The 21043-nt window shown below is 42.4% G+C and carries 11 protein-coding genes; 10 read left to right on the top strand and 1 reads right to left on the bottom strand.

Annotation, left to right across the window (positions count from 1 at the left end; translation table 11 throughout):
* Nucleotides 1-89: 89 nt before the first annotated feature.
* From ABIC84_RS01915 to ABIC84_RS01880, 8 genes are all read left to right on the top strand, one after another.
* Nucleotides 90-2246, top strand: a complete 2157-nt coding sequence (locus ABIC84_RS01915; protein ID WP_429262505.1) for an FUSC family membrane protein — start codon at nt 90-92, stop codon at nt 2244-2246.
* A gap of 206 nt (nt 2247-2452) precedes the next feature.
* Nucleotides 2453-3598, top strand: a complete 1146-nt coding sequence (locus ABIC84_RS01910) for a methionine aminotransferase (protein ID WP_188832631.1) — start codon at nt 2453-2455, stop codon at nt 3596-3598.
* 176 nt (nt 3599-3774) lie between these two features.
* Complete coding sequence (locus ABIC84_RS01905; protein WP_429262504.1) at nt 3775-4560, top strand: amidohydrolase; 786 nt, start codon at nt 3775-3777, stop codon at nt 4558-4560.
* Nucleotides 4561-4776: 216 nt separating this feature from the next.
* A complete protein-coding gene (locus ABIC84_RS01900) occupies nt 4777-6051 on the top strand; it encodes a TolC family protein (RefSeq protein WP_429262503.1) in 1275 nt (424 codons plus the stop codon).
* Between the two features lie 20 nt (nt 6052-6071).
* The gene (locus ABIC84_RS01895; protein ID WP_223266271.1) at nt 6072-7175 is read left to right on the top strand and encodes an efflux RND transporter periplasmic adaptor subunit; all 1104 of its coding nucleotides are present in this window, start codon (nt 6072-6074) and stop codon (nt 7173-7175) included.
* Nucleotides 7176-7244: 69 nt separating this feature from the next.
* On the top strand, nt 7245-10382 hold the full coding sequence (locus ABIC84_RS01890; RefSeq protein WP_429262502.1) for an efflux RND transporter permease subunit: 3138 nt from the start codon (nt 7245-7247) through the stop codon (nt 10380-10382).
* 207 nt (nt 10383-10589) lie between these two features.
* A complete protein-coding gene (locus ABIC84_RS01885) occupies nt 10590-13637 on the top strand; it encodes a GH92 family glycosyl hydrolase (RefSeq protein WP_429262501.1) in 3048 nt (1015 codons plus the stop codon).
* 115 nt (nt 13638-13752) lie between these two features.
* Nucleotides 13753-14121, top strand: coding sequence for a hypothetical protein (locus ABIC84_RS01880; RefSeq protein ID WP_429262500.1), 369 nt, complete (start codon nt 13753-13755; stop codon nt 14119-14121).
* 64 nt (nt 14122-14185) lie between these two features.
* On the opposite strand, the gene ABIC84_RS01875 is transcribed toward ABIC84_RS01880, so the two are convergent.
* Complete coding sequence (locus ABIC84_RS01875; RefSeq protein WP_426586772.1) at nt 14186-15064, bottom strand: polyphosphate kinase 2 family protein; 879 nt, start codon at nt 15062-15064, stop codon at nt 14186-14188.
* Nucleotides 15065-15314: 250 nt separating this feature from the next.
* On the opposite strand from ABIC84_RS01875, the gene ABIC84_RS01870 reads away from it, so the two are divergent.
* On the top strand, nt 15315-17642 hold the full coding sequence (locus tag ABIC84_RS01870; protein WP_429262499.1) for a penicillin-binding protein 1A: 2328 nt from the start codon (nt 15315-15317) through the stop codon (nt 17640-17642).
* A 113-nt stretch (nt 17643-17755) separates the two neighbouring features.
* Nucleotides 17756-20971 carry a DPP IV N-terminal domain-containing protein gene (locus ABIC84_RS01865; RefSeq protein ID WP_429262498.1) on the top strand — a complete coding sequence of 1072 codons (3216 nt, stop codon included), beginning with the start codon at nt 17756-17758 and terminating at the stop codon, nt 20969-20971.
* The last annotated feature ends 72 nt before the right edge of the window (nt 20972-21043 follow it).

Genomic DNA, 21043 nt, shown 5'->3' with positions numbered 1-21043 from the left:
TTTAGGCCAATAAATTATATTTAATAAAAACAGGCCGAACAAACAAAATTGCTTATAATAGTTCTGTTATTTACAAAGCTACTGCTACCATGTCTATAAACACCAGGGAAATAAAAAGTTTCTTTTACAGTCAATATTTTTCTGATGGGATCCGCATTTGTATAGGCATTTTACTGCCCTCCCTCCTGCTAATGCAGTTTGATAAGTTTGATCTGGGCCTTACACTTTCACTGGGTGCATTGTGTATCTGCGTTATAGATACTCCCGGCCCGGTGTCGCACAAGCGTAATGCTATGGCGGCCGGTAACCTGTGTTTGTTTTTGGTTGCTGCTATTACCGGTTTTGCCCGGCTCAATGTATTTACGCTTGGTTTCGAGATCACCTTCTTCGCTTTTTTGTTTTCCATGTTTACAGTTTATGGCAACAGGGCAGCATCCGTAGGCACTTCATCGTTACTGATCATGATCTTTATGATGGATAAGGCATTGGCAGCTCCCGAGGTATTGGGTTACAGTGCAACTATCTTAGCGGGTGGCGTTTGGTATATGATCTTCAGTTTGTTGTTTTTCGGTATCCGCCCTTACCGCGCGGCACAGCAGGCCCTTGGCGAAAATGTTACCGATATAGCTCGTTTTTTACGCATCAAAGCCGATTTTTATTTGTCGGATACCGATATTGATGAAAACTACCGCAAGCTGGTTTCCAAACAAATCCAGGTGAGCCAGCACCAGGATGCTGTGCGCGAACTGCTTTTTAAAAGCCGCATCATGGCCCGCGAATCAACGGCACCAAGCAGGATCCTGGTACTTACCTTTGTAGACCTGGTTGATATTTACGAGCAGATCATGGCCACGCACTATGACTACAACCACATTCGCGAAAAATTTAAAGACACTGGTGTACTTACCGAAATAGCCCGTATTATCCATAACATGGCCGATGAGCTTGATGATATAGCCTACATTATATTATCAAACACCCGTCGCCGCCATCTCACTGATTTTAATATCGAGCTGGAAAAACTAAAAATAAAAATTGACTCCATCGGCAAAAGCAACCAGGAAACCAGCAATCTGGTACTAAAAAAGGTATTGGTAAACCTGCGTTCACTTAGCGAGGGTATCAACAATATTTATAAGTACTACAGTTCAAAAGCAGCCGAATCATTAAACGAGCCCAAAGGCGATGTAGAGTATTCGGCTTTTGTTACCCACCAGGATTTTGCACCGCATATTTTCTTCGACAATTTTACGCTGGCATCCGGCGCATTCAAACATGCCCTGCGTGTAGCGTTGGTATGTTTGGTAGGTTTTATCACAGCTAAATTAGTATCATTAGGCCATCATAGCTATTGGGTGCTGCTTACCATTATTGTAATATTGAAGCCCGGGTTCAGTCTTTCAAAACAGCGTAACTACCAGCGTTTAATAGGCACTATTGGCGGTGGTGTTATTGGTATAGCCATACTTACCTTTATCCCTAACGTCACCGTGCAGTTTATTTTCCTGGTGATTTTTATGATGGGTGCCTACAGCTTTCAACGCCTTAATTATGTAGTGAGCGTAATTTTCATGACGCCTTATGTACTTATATTGTTCAAGTTCCTGGGCGTTGGATTGCTCAATGTAGCCCAGGAAAGAATTTTGGATACCGTCATAGGTTCAACTATCGCGCTGGTGGCCAGTTACCTGATATTCCCCACCTGGGAATTTGAACAGATCCAGGAAGCACTTAGGGATGTGTTAGTGGCCAACATCAATTACCTGGTTACCATTGCCGAAAGCATCTCGGGTAAAATGATCAGTATTACCAGTTACAAACTGGCGCGAAAAGAGGTTTATGTAAAATCGGCCAACCTTTCGGCCGCATTTGAGCGCATGACATCAGAACCTAAAAGCAAACAGCGTAAAATAAAGGATGTACATAAATTTGTGGTGCTTAACCATATCCTTTCATCATACATCGCTACCATTGCATCAGCACAAAGCAAAAAGGAAATCCCGGTTGCACACCCCGAAGCCATGAAGCTCATCAAAAAAAGTATAACCGTTTTGAACGATACCGGTCAAAAACTGCATGCTCAAAATATTGAATTTAATATAGGTAAAATCCCCCCTGTTAACCCGGAAGCTCTAAAGCCGGTAGCCCAGGCCGAAGATGCTTTGTTGAAAGAGCAATTAGGCTTTATCAATAAGATCAGCTACGATATTGCAAAGATTACGGATAGTATATTGCTTGAACCATGATTTAGAGGATTTAGGATTGCCCTGACGCCAGGTAATGTAGGGTAAAGACCTATAATCTCCTCTCTATAGTATCAGAATAATCTTCTAATCCTAAAAATCATGGCACAGCAATATGTTTAAACCTTTAAATTAAAATATTTCCAAATACAAAAAATACCGGGTTATGGGGATACGTTCATAATGATTTTTCCCTACTTTAGCCATTGATGATACCTGTTGTTTCAAAATTACCCCAAACCGGAACTACCATATTCACCATTATGTCGGCCCTGGCCAACGAACTGGGTGCAATAAATCTGTCGCAGGGTTTTCCTGATTATGACTGTTCGCCCGACCTGATTGAGCTTGTAAATAAAGCCATGAAAGAAGGGCATAATCAATACGCGCCCATGGCTGGTGTCATGGCTTTAAGAGAGCGTATTGCCGAAAAAACCGAAAAGCTTTACGGCGCGGTTTATAACCCCGAAACAGAGATTACCATCACTGCCGGTGGTACACAGGCCATTTTTACAGCTATAAGTGCTGTAATTCACCCCAACGATGAGGTGATCATATTCGAGCCGGCTTTTGACTGCTATGCCCCTGCCATAAAACTGATGGGCGGCGTTGTAAAATCGCTTGCCCTTGAGCCGCCTAATTACCGCATTGCATGGGACATGGTTAAGCGGTTGATCAACCAAAAAACAAAAATGATCATCCTTAACTCGCCTCATAACCCAACGGCAACTATTTTGCATAAGGAAGATATTGACGAGTTGAGCGCATTGGTAAAAAACCAGGATATCCTGATCCTTAGCGATGAGGTATATGAACACCTGATCTATGATGGCGAAACCCACCACAGCATGGCCCGCTACCCTGATCTGCAGCAGCGCAGCTTCATCGTAGCATCGTTTGGCAAGCCTTTTCATGCTACCGGCTGGAAGGTGGGCTATTGCATGGCGCCTGCTTATTTGATGAATGAGTTCAGGAAAATCCACCAGTTTTTGGTATTCGCCGTAAACACTCCTATTCAGTATGCCATCGCCGAGCATTTAAAAAACGAAGAAACTTATCTCGGCCTGGCCGAATTTTTCAAGGAAAAACGCGACTATTTTAGAAAAGGCCTTGAACAAAGCCGTTTTAAGCTTTTGCCATGTTCAGGATCATACTTTCAGTCAGTAAGTTACCGCTCTATTACCGACGAAAAAGATGCCGACTTTTCTATCCGTGTGGCGAAGGAATTTGGGGTAGCGTCCATACCTGTTTCGGCCTTTTACAGCAAGGGGATTGATCACCATGTATTAAGGTTTTGTTTCGCCAAAAGGCAAGAAACTTTAGATAAAGCCGTTGATAGGTTAATTCGAGTTTAATTTTTGGTTAATGGTCCATAGATCATGGATCATAGCCAGATCATAAGTTTGATTTTGGATCATGGTCTATAATTCATGGATCATAGCCAAATTGTATAAGTTTTATCCGTATGGATCAACCAACCATCATGCATTTTTGCCATGATCCATGATCCATCAACTATGAACCAAATATTATGGAGAATCTTAAAATTACTGTTTTTCAAGGCTACCTTTTTTGGGAAAATACCGATAAAAATCTTCAGAATATTACCCTCAGGTTATCGGGAGGGATCCGCGAAAAAACAGATCTCATCATACTGCCCGAGATGTTCAGTACGGGTTTTACCATGAACGCCGCCGAATTGGCTGAGCCTATGAATGGCAAAACCATGCAATGGATGGAAAAAATAGCCAAACAATATGATTGTGTGATAACCGGGACCATTATTATTAAAGAAGGTGGCAAGTACTACAACCGGTTAATCTGGATGCGCCCTGACGGCAGTCATGAACATTACGACAAACGTCACCTCTTTGCACTTGGCCAGGAACATAATACCTACACCGCCGGCACCAAAAAGCTTTTCGTTGAACTTAACGGCTGGAAAATTTGCCCGGTAATTTGTTATGACCTGCGTTTCCCGGTGTGGCTGCGTAATATAGAAGCTAATCCTTACGATCTGCTCATTGTGGTTGCTAACTGGCCCGAGCGCAGGGCTGCGCACTGGCGTACCCTGATACCTGCCCGTGCGGTTGAAAACCAGTCGTACGTGATAGCAGTTAACCGCGTAGGCCACGATGGAAACGAAATTTACCATAGCGGCGATTCCACCTGTATCGATCCTAACGGTAAGGTAGTTTACTATAAACGTGATGAAGAAGACCTTTACACTTTCAGTATCATAAGTGATGAGGTTGAAAAAGTGCGCCGTGCACTACCTTTTTTGAAAGATGCGGATAATTTTGAAATAAATATCTGAAAGAACCCTGATTCATAGGATTTGAAGATTTCTTGATTTTGTCTGAACCGGAATTTGAAGAATATATTGAATTGCCAGAATATAGAATTCAATAAATTCTTCAATTCGTTTAATTCGAGTTCAGACAGTTCCCGTTCCTACCATTAGTTTTCTTTCACTTCATACAAAATTCATAACCGTTTCGAATTTTTGTACTGTAGAATTGAAGAAGGAAACATGCGTACTATAAAATCCCTGCTATTTATATCACCGTTATTTTTTAGTTTATTAACACAAAAGGCCGAAGCGCAAACAGATACGTTAAAGATCACTTTCCCTGATGCTGAAAAACAGTTCATTGAAAACAACCTAAGCCTGCTTGCCCAAAAGTATAATGTTGATGCCTCAAAGGCGCTCATTCAACAAGCTAAATTATGGGACAACCCTGTGTTAAGCACCGACCAGAATATCCATGACGGTAGCACCAATAAATTTTTCAACCACTCAAACGGAGGCGGACAAATATTTGTCCAGTTAAACCAGGTGTTTGCCACTGCCGGCAAACGCGGCAAACAGGTAAAAGTAGCCGAAGACGATGCTAAAGTTCAGGAAGCCGCCTTTAATGACTTGATGCGTAACCTTCGTTATAATCTGCAGCTTGATTTTAGCCAGTTGGGCTCCTTGAATGCGCAACAATTAGTTTATCAAAACGAAATTAAATCAGCCACTGAACTGGTTAATGCAATTCAAAAATCATTTGATGTAGGTAATACCTCAATGAAGGACCTCATCCGTTTGAAAGCCCTTTTGTTCGGTTTGCAAAATGATATGGTTGAAAATAATCGCCAGATCAACGATCTGCAAACAGAGCTTAAAACATTACTGCAAACAAAGGAAACCACATTTGTACAGCCTGTTATAAATGATAAGCCGGTAGAAACCGTAGATCTTGATGTGCAGTCGCTTATTAGTCAGGCCATGACCAACAGGCCCGATTATTTATCGAACCAGTATCAATTAAATTCGGCCACCCATAATCTTGCTTATCAAAAAGCCCTTGCCGTGCCTGACGTTACCTTAGGTGCATCATACGATCAAAACAGCAGTTATGCCCGTCATTACTATGGCTTACAAGTTGGTTTTCCGATACCGTTGTTTAACCGCAACCAGGGCAATATCAAGTCGGCACAATACAATATCAAAAGCCAGGAGAGCACTCTGAAACAAAATGAATTCCAGCTTAAAAACGATGTAGTTGCTGCTGTTAATCAATATAAATTGAATGTGCAGTTGTTCTCAACCCAGCAAATCGCCTTTAATGAACAGTACGACAAACTGTTTGGTGCAATGCTCAAGAGTTTCCAGCAGCGCCAGATAAGCCTTGTGGAGTTTGTAGACTTTTTCGACACCTATAAGGACACCAAATTAAAAATATTGCAACAGCAATTCAACCTGCAAAAAGCAATTGCCGACCTCAATTTTGCTGTTGGCATTACCGTAATAAAATCCTGACTAAACTTTTAAGACTTACTATGATGAAAAGAGAAACGCTGTTTTCCGGCATCTCAGCTTTGCTACTACTTGCCGCTTGCAAAGGCAAGACACCTCCTGCTGTTGAAAACAAACAGGTAACTGTGAGTGATTCGATGGCAAAAATTATCACAATCGATACTGCCAGGATCGCTACCATAAAAAATGAGCTTACACTTTCGGGCGAGGTATCATATGATGACAACACCGTTGTTAAAGTATTTCCTTTTTCAAGCGGGCAGGTGTTAGATGTAAAAGTTTCGCTGGGCGATAAAGTGAGCAAAGGCCAAACCCTCGCCATTGTACGCAGTGCCGATGTTGCAGGTAATTATACCGACCTTAGCTCGTCAAAATCCGACCTTGCTATTTACAAACGTCAGCTTGAACAGGCTGAATATCTGTACAAAAACGGCATCTCAAGCGAGCGCGATTATACCGAGGCTAAAGAAAATTTCAACAAAGCCGAAGCTGCCTACAACAAAGTAAAAGAGCAAATTGCAATCAACGGCGGCGGTAATACCAGCCCCGGCGGTACATTGGTGATCAAAGCGCCTGAAAGCGGTTTTGTGGTTGAAAAAAATATTACAGCAGGCGGCTATATCCGTCCGGATAATAACAACAGCATGTTTACTATATCCAACATGAAAGATGTTTGGATCTGGGCCAACGTGTTTGAATCAGACATTAGCCGTGTTAAAGTAGGTTATACAGCCAAAGTTACTACGATTGCCTACCCCGATAAAGTTTTTACCGGCAAAGTTGACGCTGTTAGTTCTGTGCTCGATCCGGACAACAAAGTATTGAAGATTAAAATCGTATTGCCCAACGATGGCATGCTGCTTAAGCCGGAGATGTTCACCAGTGTGGTAATAGCCAACAGTGAAAAAGCGCAGTCGGTTGCTATACCAGCAAAAGCCGTTGTTTATGACAATAGTAAAAACTTTGTAGTGGTTTATAACAGTAAAGACGATTTGAAGGTGCGCCAGGTAGCGGTTATTAAAACCGTTGAAGACACCACCTATATATCATCAGGTTTGCAAGCCGGTGATAAGATCATCTCAAAAAACCAGCTGCTTTTTTATGATGCCATTGCCGGCAACAACTAACAGGTGGGTAAACCAAAATTGACGGGTTTTAAATCCGGGCATTTACGTTTTTAAAATACAAAGACTACAATGAACAAGTTCATCAAAAATATCATATACTTCTCGCTCAGGCACCGTTACTTTGTGTTTTTTATGACACTGGTATTGGTAGCATTAGGTGTGTGGAGCTATACCAATACCCCTATCGAGACTTTTCCCGACGTTACCAATACACAAATCATTATTATAGCCCAATGGCCGGGCCGCAGTGCCGAAGAGATGGAAAAAATGGTTACCATCCCTATGGAAACCGTTTTAAACTCGGTACAAAAAAAGGCTAACCTTCGTACCACATCATCTTTTGGTTTATCATACATCCGTATTATTTTTGATGATGATGTTGATGATGCGTTTGCCCGCCAACAGGTATTAAGCCGCTTGGGCAACGCTGATTTGCCTGATGGTGTTAAACCCGAGGTTGAACCGCCATACGGCCCAACAGGTGAAATTTTCCGTTACACCCTAAAAAGCCACACCAAATCTTTGCATGACCTTACCGCTATACAGGATTGGGTGCTTGACCGCCAGTTTAAATCAATCCCCGGCGTAGCTGATGTGAACAGTTTTGGTGGCGAGGAAAAAACTTATGAAGTGAGTGTAAACCCTTCGCTGTTACAAAAATACGGTCTTACTTCGCTTGATGTTTACACGGCCCTTAATCGTAGTAACATTAACGTAGGTGGTGATATCATCGAAAAAAACGACCAGGCTTATGTAGTGCGTGGTATTGGCTTAATTAATAATATCGAAGAAATTCAGAATATTATTATCAAAAACGTTAATAACGTTCCTATCCTGGCCCGTGATATTGCCGAGATTAAAGAGGGTGGTTTACCGCGTTTAGGTCAGGTGGGCCGGGATAAAAACAACGACGTTATTGAAGGTATTGTGGTAATGCGTAAAGGTGAAAACCCTGCTGAGGTATTAAAGCTCATTAACCAGAAAGTTGTCGACCTCAACAAAAGCGTGTTACCTGCCGATGTAAAGATCTCCACCTTTTATGATCGTACCAACCTGATGGATTTTTGTACCGAAACGGTGATCCACAATTTATGCGAAGGTATCATCCTGGTAACCGTCATCGTATTCCTGTTTATGGCCGATTGGCGCACAACGCTCATTGTTGCTATCATTATACCGCTGGCATTATTGTTTGCATTCATCTGTTTACGGTTAAAGGGAATGAGCGCCAACCTGCTCTCTATGGGTGCAGTCGATTTTGGTATTATTATAGATGGCGCGGTGGTGATGGTTGAGGGAATCTTCGTGGCGCTTGATCACCGGGCTAAGGAAGTGGGGATGCAAAAATTCAACGGGTTGGCTAAACTTGGCCTATTCAAAAATGTCGGCGCCGAGATGGGTAAAGCTATCTTTTTCTCCAAGCTTATCATCCTTACCTGTTTGGTACCAATTTTCGCATTCCAAAAGGTTGAAGGTAAAATGTTCTCACCTCTGGCTTACACTTTGGGCTTTGCTTTGCTTGGTGCGTTGATCTTTACCCTTACCCTGGTACCAGCTTTGTCAAGTATCTTACTTAACAAAAATGTAAGGGAGAAGCATAACCCGGTAGTGATATTCTTTGAAAACGGTATCCGCCGTATGTTTAGTTACACATACCGTAACCAAAAACTAAGTCTCATTGTAGCAATAGCCTTTATGTCGGTTACATTCTTTTCGGCTAAATTTTTAGGTTCGGAATTCCTTCCGCAGCTTAACGAGGGCGCCCTGTGGGTAACCGCGCAGCTGCCAATGAGTACCTCGCTGGAAAGTTCGGTTAAGGTAACTGATAAAATGAGGCAGATCCTGTCAACCTTCCCCGAGGTGAAGCAAACCCTGTCGCAAGTGGGCCGTACCAATGACGGTACCGACCCTAAAGGTTTCTTTAACGTGCAGATCCAGGTTGACCTTCTGCCTAAAAAAGAATGGAAACGAAGCATCAGCCAGGAAGAGCTGATAGCCGAAATGGATAAAAAGCTGAGTCAGTTTCCGGGTATTGTATTTAACTATTCGCAGCCTATTATAGATAACGTAGCTGAGGCTGTTGCAGGTGTACCTGCATCTATGGCAGTAAAAGTATTCGGGCCCGATTTCCAGGTGCTTGATCAGAAGGCCGATTCGGTAATGGCTGTGCTCAAGAAGATCCACGGTGTTGAAGATCTCGGGATCTTGCGCAACCTTGGTCAGCCGGAGTTCCGCATCGAGCTTGATCAGCGCAAGATGGCACTTTACGGAGTGTCTACTGCCGATGCCAACTCGGTTATTGAGATGGCTATAGGCGGTAAAGCGGCCTCACAGCTTTATGAAGGCGAACGTAAATTTGATATCCGGATCCGTTACCAAAAACAATTCAGGGATACTCAAAGCAAAATTGAGAACCTGATGGTACCTACATTAAACGGTTCAAAAATTGCGATTAAAGAGATTTCTAAAATCACCACACTAACTGGCCCCGCATTTATTTACCGGGACAATAACATGCGTTACATCGCTGTGAAATTCTCGGTGCGTGGCCGCGACTTAGGTAGCACCATAGCCGAAGCGCAGGAAAAAGTAGGCGCCGCCGTAAAACTTGACCAGGGATATTCATTTACCTGGAACGGTGAGTTTGAAAACCAGATCAGGGCATCAAATACATTAGCGCACGTAGTGCCTGTGTGTTTACTGGTGATATTCCTGATCCTGTTCATCACCTTCGGTAACGCTAAAGACGCAGTATTAGTTATCTTAAACGTGCCATTTGCGCTGATAGGCGGCATTTTAGCATTACATATTACAAACACAAACTTTAGTATATCGGCAGGTATTGGTTTCATTGCCTTGTTTGGTGTATGTATCCAGAACGGTGTGATCCTGATCTCGGTTTTTAAGAAAAACATTGAAGAAAAAATGCACCTCGATGAGGCCATTATGCAAGGCGTGATATCACGTGTACGCCCGGTAGTGATGACCGCGCTGATGGCTGCCATTGGTTTAATGCCCGCAGCTATTTCAACCGGTATTGGTTCGGAAACTCAGAAGCCGCTGGCTATAGTAGTTATAGGTGGGCTTGTGACCTCCACCATACTAACCTTATTGATATTACCTATTATTTACGCAATCGTGTACCGTTTAATACACCGTCGTGAAAACCGTAAACTGCTGAAAAAAGTAGGTATGATAAAAGGATAAAACTGAACACTAATTATTTCGAATTAAATCGAATTTCACGAATTAGTTATTCTAAAACAAATAGCGATGGGGATATGCCTGTCGCTTTTTATTTTTAGCGACCATTTATAATACTAATAATACAATAGGGAACTTTCCTGTTAGCAAATATTCGTGGTAATTAGTGTAATTTGTGCACACTCAAATCATATAATTGGTTTTAATAATATGTCATTGATCAAACCTGTATTCCGCTCTGCTTTGCCGGTCGCCCTGTTGCTTGTTCTGCCTTTTTTATCATCGGCACAAAAGAAAAAAGAGAAGGAAAAAGACTACGCCCAACTGGTTGATCCATTTATAGGTACTGGCGGACATGGGCATACTTATCCCGGTGCGGTGAGGCCTTTCGGCATGGTACAGCTTAGTCCGGATACCCGGTTGGAGGGTTGGGATGGCTGTTCCGGTTATCATTATACCGATAGCCTGGTATATGGTTTCTCGCACACGCACCTGAGCGGTACCGGTGTGCCTGATTACTGTGATGTATTGTTTATGCCAACCACCGGCGATCCTAAATTTAAAAACACCGAATACCGCTCGCACTTCAGCAAAAAGAATGAGAGTGCCACACCAGGTTATTATAAAACACTGCTCGATAAATATAATATTGGCGTTGAGCTAACTGCAACTACCCGTGTAGGTATGCATCGCTACACTTACCCTTCAACCGATAAGGCAAATATCATTATCGATTTGCAACACCGCGATGAGGTTTTGGATTCATGGATAGAAGTGGTAAATGATCATGAATTACGTGGTTTCCGTATGTCGAAATCTTGGGCCGATAAACAGCAGGTATATTTTTACGCTAAGTTTTCAAAGCCTTTTAAAACTTACGGTATTGCTTTAAATAACCAGGTACAAAATGGCCAAAGCAAAGCACAGGGCAAGAATGTAAAGTTGTTTTTGCAGTTTGATAATCCCGGCGAAGTGATCAGCAAGGTGGGTATCTCGTCGGTAAGCACCGAAGGTGCTTTAAAAAACCTGGATGCAGAAATACCTGATTTCGACTTTAAAAAAATTCAGAAAGATGCCAAAATAGCCTGGAACCATGAATTGAATAAGATTCAGGTAGAGGGCGGCGCACCGGCCCCGGCAACCCAAACCCAACCCGTAGGCGGAACCAGCCCCTACAGTTATGCTCCTCCTGCTAAAAAAGTAGTGCAGCCAGACTATGCTAAAATCAAACAAACCATATTTTATACCGCCTTATACCACAGCATGGTTGCTCCCAATATTTACAGTGATGTGGATGGGCAATACCGTGGTATGGATCAACAGGTACATACAGCTCAGGGATTTGATTATTACACCGTTTTTTCCTTATGGGACACCTACCGGGCTGAGAACCCGCTGCTTACGCTGATAGACCGCAAGCGCACGCTCGATTTTATCAAGAGTTTTATGGCGATGTATGATCAGGGCGCCTTATTACCGATATGGCCGCTTGCGAGTACCGAAACTTATTGCATGATCGGCAATCATTCTATCCCGGTTATTGTGGATGCTTACGCGAAGGGCATCCGCGATTTTGATGCCGAGAAAGCTTTTGCCGCCATGAAAGCCGCCGTAAACCGTAACCAGTTTGGGCTGGATAATTATCGCCAAAACGGCGCAGTTCAATCAGATAAAGAAGATGCGTCTGTGTCTAAAACATTGGAGTATGCTTATGACGATTGGTGTATAGCCCAAATGGCAAAAATGCTCAACAAAACCGACGACTATACCCAATATATTCAGCGGGCACAATACTGGAAAAACGTTTTCAATAACCAGAACACCTTTATGCAGGCCCGTGCAAACGGCGGCTGGCTGGAGCCTTTCGATCCTGCAGAGATCAATGGCAATTATACCGAGGGCAACTCCTGGCAGTATTCGTTCCTGGTACCCCACGATGTAGAAACCCTGATTGATAAAATGGGCGGCAAACAGGCATTTGAAAATAAGCTCGATGAATTGTTTAGCACACAATCAAAACTTAGCGGCAGTGACATTCCCGATGTAAGCGGATTGATAGGCCAATACGCACATGGCAACGAACCAAGTCATCACATGGCGTACTTATATAATTTTACCGACTCGCCGGATAAAACCCAGTTTTATGTGAGCCGTATTTTGCGCGAAGAATACAGCAACAAACCTGATGGTTTAGCCGGTAATGAGGATTGCGGGCAAATGTCGGCTTGGTATGTGATGAGTTCTTTAGGAATTTACAATATTGCACCCGGCCAGCAGGGTTTTCAGATTGGGATCCCGCAGTTTGATAAGGCAGTGATCAATTTGGAGAACGGCAAAAAATTCAGCATTATTAACCCCGGCGCTGGCATTACCCGCAGCAATATCTATCTGCAGGGCATGAACCTTGATAAAAACGTGTACAGTAAGCTTTTTATCAACTACGATGATATTACCAAAGGCGGGGATTTTGAAGTGTTTACCGGCAGGCTGGCTAATAAGATCTTTACCCAGGACCTGGAAAAACCTGTTTCAAAAATTACGGATAACCTGATTATTTCTAACCCATATATCATTGCACCTGCTAAATCATTCAAACAGCCTTTCACCCTTCAAATCAAAGACCAGGATGCCGACGCGAAAATCTATTACACGCTCGATGGCTCTGCTCCTACTGCATCGTCAACACCTTATACACAGCCAATTACTATTAGCGATAACATCCTGGTAAAAGCTATCGCGATAAAGGAGGGTAAAAGCAGCTTTATTGATGAGGCAAGTTTCATCAAACTCCGCAACGATATTAAGCTAACTATACAGAACAAATACCTGCCAAACTACGCGGCTAAAGGCGATGAATCATTAATTGATGGACAGCACGGCACTACCAACTGGCGTTTAGGCAATTGGCAGGGCTACCAGGGAAAAGATTTTATAGCCATTGTTGATATGAGCGCCGTTAAGCCCATCAAACAAATCAGCATCAGTACATTGCAGGATAGCCGAGCATGGATTGTGTTCCCTAAATATGTACAATTCTGGACATCAAACGATGGTAAAACCTATAAGCTGGCTGCCACCGTTAATACCAAAATTGACATTAAAGATACCAACGTACAAACACAGGAGTTTGTCACGCCACTAAACACTAATGCCCGTTACATTAAACTCATTGCCAAACAATACGGCCCGCTTCCAGATTGGCATGAGAATAAGGGCAGCCAGTCCTACATTTTTGCTGATGAGATAACCGTGGAGTGATTTTAGATGTGTGGATGTGCAAATGATTGAAGTTTTGCTATAGCTAACCATTTAAAAATGAATAAAACTATTTCATTTTTAAACGGTTAGCTTTATACAAAAAACTTTACCACACATGGAAAATTACAAACCAACAACCGACGACGGTAAGACCGCCGGCATCATCAGTTATTTTACGCTTATCGGGTGGCTTATTGCTTATTTTGCATTATACACCAACAATAAAACACCGCTTGCATCCTACCAGATGAGGCAAACCTTATTGTTTCACCTGGTTTCAATTCTTATTTCATGGATTGCCGGTTTTATTATAGGCATGGCCTTTGTAACATCAGGAATATTCATTGGTGCGTCTATCCTCTGGATTATACGCTTGGGCTTACTGGTTATTTGGATCATCGGTTTAATTGGCGCAATTAACGGCGAAAGAAAACCAATGCCCCTTATAGGCGAGCCCGCACAAAATATGTTTTCAGGCATTTAAGATTTTCACAGCGCAGTTTAAGACTTACGAAGTTTTGAAAATTTCGTAAGTCTTAATATTTCCGTTATTGTTTTTCTAACAACTGTTTAGCCTCCTGTAGTTTTTCCATTTCGTCTTTAGGCAAAACAGGGAATTCCAGCTTCAACTTTTTCAAGGTATCCCTGATTATAGTTGATATCGCGATGCGCGTAAACCATTTCTTATCAGCCGGGATAACATACCAGGGACAATCATCTGTAGCAGTTTCGTTAATGGCTTTTTCATAAGCTTTCATATACTCATCCCAATGCTCCCGTTCCGCAATATCGCTGGCCTGGAACTTCCAATTTTTTTTGGGGTTATCTATTCGCTTTAAAAACCGCTTTTTTTGCTCCTGCTTTGAAACATTAAGGAAAAATTTAATCACAACAGTTCCGCTGTTACAGATATGCTTTTCAAAATTGCGGATGCTCTCATATCGTTGTTCCCAAAACTGTTTATCAATATCTTCTACTTGTTTTATCGCGGGGTTATTTTCTTTTAAAACAAGCTCCGGATGGACTTTAACGACAAGCACATTTTCATAATGCGACCTGTTATGGATACCAATACGCCCTCTTTCAGGCAGGGCTTTATAATGTCGCCATAAAAAATCATGGTCATAGTCTTCTGAACTGGGCTGTTTAAAGCTATACACCTGGCAGCCCTGCGGGTTTATGCCCGACATAGTGTGCGCTATAGCACTGTCTTTTCCGGCAGCATCCATCGCCTGAAAAATAATAAGCAATGAATAACTATTTGAGGCATAAAGTTGCGCCTCCAATTTAGAAGTTTCAGCTATCAGTTCATCCAAAACAGACCGAGCATCTTCTTTTTCGTAACCATCACTAAATGCAGGATCATGATCACTCAGCGAAAATTTGCTATTACTTGGTACTTTAAATTGTTCTGTTAAACTTTTCATATAAATAGATATCCATACAAAGTACAAAAACAACATTAAAGTTTTAGCAACTTGATTTCAAATACACGCGGCAACCTTCAATAGGCGATTTTTTATATCCAAAAAGTTTTTGATTTATTTATTGTGTACTTTGCACAATATAAATATGTATTATGCCAGCGTTAACCTAAAATTTACCTGTCTATTTTACGTTGTTTATATTTGTTAAACTGCACTATGATATAGTGTCATAATTTTACATCTTTACCCAATGTTCAGACGTATACGCAACCGATTTCTGAGATATTTTGTCATATTCATTTACTTCGTAATTATTTTCTTTTGTTCTATTGAGCTTAACTTCCTTTGGCTTTTCGGATACTCACCTGACATGCAGGATATTAAAAGCCCCGTACTTTCGGTGGGATCGGAAGTTTACACTGCCGATGGAAAGCTAATAGGCCAATATTACAAGGAGAACCGCTCACCAATTGAATTTAAAGAGATCTCCCCCAACCTCATAAACGCCCTTGTGGCAACTGAGGATGTGCGGTTTTACAGTCATGGCGGCGTAGATTTTTACTCCTTTTTTACCAGTGTGCTCTCAACAGCCAAAGGCGACCGCCGCGGCGGCAGTACCATAACCCAGCAGTTAGCCAAAAACCTTTTTGAAACGCGTAAAAAGAAATCGCAGGGCGTCATTAAGCATATCCCGGTACTGCGCACCATTGTTTATAAATGCAAGGAATGGCTTACTGCTTTTAAAATTGAGCACGTTTACAGCAAGCAGCAAATATTGACGTTGTACTTCAATACCGTGCCCTTCGGCAACAATTCATACGGTATTAAAACAGCATCGTTAAAATATTTTAATAAGCAGCCCGGCACCTTAAACCCTGCCGAATCAGCCTTACTTATCGGCATGCTGAAAGCTACATCGAGCTACAACCCCATTAAAAATCCGCAGCGCGCTACCGAAAGGCGCAATACTGTATTGGGACAGATGGAGAAATATAAGTTCCTCACTGCCGACCAGTATAAAAGTAACGTCGCATTGCCACTCGGGCTCGACCTGAGTTATGTTGAAGACGACTCCCACGGCGATTCATACCTGCGCCGCGCCGTTGAGAAATGGCTGGATAAATGGTGTAAGGAAAATGATTACAACCTTTATGAAGATGGCCTGAAGATCTATACTACCATCGATTCAAAAATGCAGCAATATGCCGAAGAAGCTGTTACCGAAAAAATGAAGATGCTGCAAAAACGCTTCTATAATCTTTGGGGGAACAAAAATCCGTGGCGCGATTCAAAAGGCGTTGAGATCAAAGATTTCATTCTCAAAAACGAACAAAGGCTCCCTATTTACAAGCTACTTGAAAAAAAATACGGCGGTGATACGATAAAGATCCAGGATTACTTTAAAACGAAAAAGCGGATGACTGTGTTTACCTGGCACGGAGAACAGGACACTACTTTTTCTACTATAGATTCTATAAAATATTACGCTAAGATCCTGAACACCGGCATGATGACACTGGAGCCATCAACCGGAAAAATAAAAGTTTGGATTGGCGGTATCGATCACCGTTTCTTTAATTACGACCACGTAAACCAAAGCCGCAGGCAAGCAGGTTCAACCTTCAAACCTTTCGCTTACCTTACTGCGCTTGACAATGGTTTTACCCCTTGTGATAAATTTACTGACAAACCAGTATCGATCAAATACAAAGACAACGGCGAAGATAAAGTTTGGGAACCCAACAACGCCGACTTCCATTTCTCTTATCGCGAAATGTCCCTGCGTTGGGCAATGGGTAAATCTGTAAACTCTATTACTGCTCAGCTAACCGAAAAAGTAGGTTGGGATAAAATTGTGGAATATGCCCATCGCTGCGGTATTGAAAGTCCTTTAAAATCAGTTCCATCAGTATCGTTAGGTTCAAATGATGTTTCAGTTTATGAAATGGTAAGGGCGTACAGCACATTCCTTAATAAAGGTGAAAAACTTGATCCACTGCTGGTTACAAAGATCACCGATCAACAGGGTAATGTAATACAGGAGTTTAAGCTTAAAACCGAAAAAGTATTGAGCGAAGAAACAGCCTGGCTCATGCTTTATATGTTCCGCGGTGGTATGGAAGAACCCGGCGGTACTTCCCAAGCACTTTGGGAATACAACGGCCTATGGAAAAAAGACAACCAGATAGGCGGTAAAACAGGTACATCATCTGATTATGTGGACGGCTGGTACATGGGCATCACCAAAGATCTGGTAACCGGTGTTTGGGTTGGTGCAGATGACCGTTCTGTACACTTTACTACTTCCGAAACCGGTGAAGGCTCGCACACTGCCTTACCTATCTTCGGCAGCTTTATGGAGAGGGTTTATGCTGATAAGTCCTTAGGATATACTTACGGACCATTCCCAAAACCATGGACCAAGATCACCAAAACTTATAATTGCCCGTCGCCGCATATTGAAGAAGATACAACCTCAACAGATAGCATAAGCAACCCAATTGATACAACAGGCGTAACACCTGTACAGGAAAACAATCCGGAAAACCCGGAAAACACTCCGCCGGGCAATAAATAAAGGATTATCGGCGCTTACTTTCTGTTAATGAAGAGAAAATGAATAAGGTTGTTTTTTAATTAAGAGCAACCTTATTTTGTTAAATTAGCCATATCTATTTAGTTAAATAATATATGAATAAAGTTTACTCACTTTTCAATAGAGTTAAAAAGCACACCATTATATTCATTTGTTTTGTTGGCCCGCTGTTGATAAGCATCAATGCCAGGGCGCAATATTTTGGCCAAAACAAGGTAAGGTACAAAAACCTTAAGTTTAACGTTTATAAAACCCCTCACTTCGAGATTTACTATTACCTGAAAAATGATAGTATGGTAAAACGCTTTGCCCAGGAAAGTGAACTGTGGTACACCCTGCATCAACAGGTTTTCAAGGATACATTTAAACATGCCAATCCAATAATATTATATGCCAACCATCCCGATTTTCAGCAAACAACCGCTATTGATGGTGAAATTAGCGTAGGTACAGGCGGTGTTACCGAAGGCCTAAAAAACCGGGTGGTGATGCCGGTGATGGAAACCAACCAAACCACGAGGCACGTTATCGGGCACGAGTTGGTACACGCTTTCCAATATCGTTTATTGCTGGGACATGATTCATCCGAATACGAAAATATAAACAACATTCCGCTTTGGATGATAGAGGGTATGGCCGAATACCTGTCTTTAGGTAAGAAGGACACTTATACAGCCATGTGGATGCGTGACGCCTATTTGAACCATGATATTCCTACTGTTCGCGATCTTACAGAAAGCAGCAAATACTTCCCTTATCGTTATGGCGAAGCTTTCTGGTCCTTCATAGGTTCAACTTATGGTGATACGGTTATAGTGCCCTTCTTTAAAAACGCCGCCAGATTTGGTCTGGAATATGGTATCAGACGTACATTTGGTTATGATGACCGGACGCTCTCCCGACTTTGGAAAAACTCTATCGAGGCTACTTATAAACCATTTTTAAAGGATACCACTCAAACACCAAAAGGCATCAAACTGGTTGACAGTAAAAACGGCGGTGACCTTGTGGTTGCTCCATCCATTAGTCCCGATGGCAAATATGTCGCCTTTTTATCGGCCAAAAGTTTATTCAGCATTGATCTTTATTTGGCCGATGCTAAAACAGGGCGCATATTACGAAAGCTCACGAGTAAGGTATCCAACACCCATATTGATGAGTTTAACTTCATCGAATCGGCAGGTGCCTGGTCGCCAGACGGGACTAAATTCGCCTTTAGTGTATTTAGCAAAGGGCGTAACAGGCTCGATGTAGTTGACCTGAAAAGCGGCAATGTAATTGATGATATTTCGATGGAGCAGGTAGTCCAGTTTAGTAACCTGTCATGGTCACCCAACGGCAAGGATATCGTTTTCCAGGGATTGGTAGAAGGGCAAGGTGATCTGTACTCTTATAACTTCGATACTAAAAAGATCACGCAACTTACCAACGATAAGTTTTCCGATTACCAGCCAAGCTATTCACCGGACGGTAAAAAGATCATCTTTTCGAGCGATAGGACCACTTATGATCAGTCGTTGGAGCAGGATATCCCCTTTAATCTGGCCGAGCTTGATCTAACAACCGGAAAAGTAACCGACATTAAAATTTTTAACGGCGCAAACAATCTGAACCCGCAATATTCGGCTGATGGCAAGCAGATCTACTTCCTGTCAAACCGTGATGGCTTTCGCAACCTTTACCGCTATACTATCGCGTCGGGTCAGATAGAACAAATGACCAACCTGTTTACCGGCATTTCGGGCATTACTGAATATTCACCGGCATTAAGTATTTCCAATCACGATGACGTGGTTTACTCTTACTATCGCGCGCAAAAATATTCCATTTATAACGCCAAAGCGTCCGACTTTACTCCTGTTGTTGTGCAGCCGGGTGAAGTTAACTTTGCAGCAGGCACTCTGCCGCCAAACCGCTCTGTTGGCGTCGACCTGATCAACTCTAACCTGAACAACTTTTTAGCCTATCGTAAAATCCCGACTGATTCGGTTAAGGCTATTCCGTTCCGTTCCAAGTTTAAGCTTGATTACCTTGCAGGAAGTGGCATTGGTGTTGGTGTAAGTAACTTCTATGGCACAAGTCTTTCAAGCGGGATCCAGGGCGTATTCAGTGATATATTGGGGCGCAACCAAATCTTTGCCGCTGCATCGGTAAACGGGCAGATCTATGATTCAGGCGCTGCTGTAACCTACGTAAACCAAACTGGCCGCTGGAACCTTGGTGTGGGCGTTTCCCACATCCCTTACCAGTTCGGCTTCAATACAACTACTTACCCGGTAAGAAATGTGGGCGGTAAAAATCAAACCGTTTACTCGGATAACATTGACATTATCCGCAATTTTGAGGATGCGGGCAGGGTGTTCACCTCATACCCTATTTCCAGGACAACCCGTTTTGAGGTGAGCGGGGCTGCTTCGCACAACTATTACCGCGTTGACCGCTACAGCGATTACTACCTTATTGATACTGCGGTAGTAAATGGCAAGCAGCAAATAGGAATTGGTAATTACATCAGCTCCGACAGGAAAAAAATCCCTAACGAAGAGGAGTCTGCAACCCTTAATCAAAATTACGGTTCAACCTATTTCTATAATTTAAAATCATATTCCATTCTAACGCTTTCAACCGCGTTAATTGGCGATAATTCGTTTTTTGGTGTAACAGCGCCGTTGAATGGTTTCAGATATCGACTGGAAGCGGGTTATAACTTTGGCACGTATCGTTTCTTTTCGCCTACTATTGATGTAAGGAAATATGTACGCACCGCCCCTGTAACCTTTGCGGCGAGGTTCTTTGCAACGGGCAGATTTGGTGATGATAAGGGACTTTATCCCTTATTTGTAGGCTATCCATTCTACATCAGGGGTTACGAAGGGCAAACATTTTATAACAACGGTAAAGCTACAACCAACGGCTTTACTATCGATCAATTATCAGGCAGCCGTTTAGCTGTGTTTAACTTTGAGGTACGTTTACCATTTACCGGCCCCGAAAAATTGGCTGCCATAAAATCAAAATTCCTCTTTACCGATCTTAACTTATTCTTCGATGCAGGTTTGGCCTGGAACGCCGGAGATCATATCTATTTTCAGAAAGATCCGCCGGTGATTGGTCAACAGGATTTTATAAACTCTGACGGCACTACTACAACACAAAACGTTTACGGCCGGGTACCTGCCTTGAGCGCGGGGATTTCTCTTCGTATTAATGTATTTGGTGCTTTTATTTTAGAGCCTTATCTGGCTGTTCCCTTTAACCGCAGCGACGTTAAAAAACCGTTGTTTGGTTTAGGTTTTACACCGGGTTGGTAATATGTAATATCACTTATATGATGATAAAACAGAAAAAGCGGCTGCATGGCCGCTTTTTCTGTTTTATATGCC

The organism is Mucilaginibacter sp. 3215 (assembly GCF_050433785.1).
In the GTDB taxonomy this organism is placed as follows: Bacteria; Bacteroidota; Bacteroidia; order Sphingobacteriales; family Sphingobacteriaceae; genus Mucilaginibacter.
The sequence above is the reverse complement of the archived record's forward strand: the minus strand, read 5'-3'. Positions and strand labels throughout refer to the sequence as shown.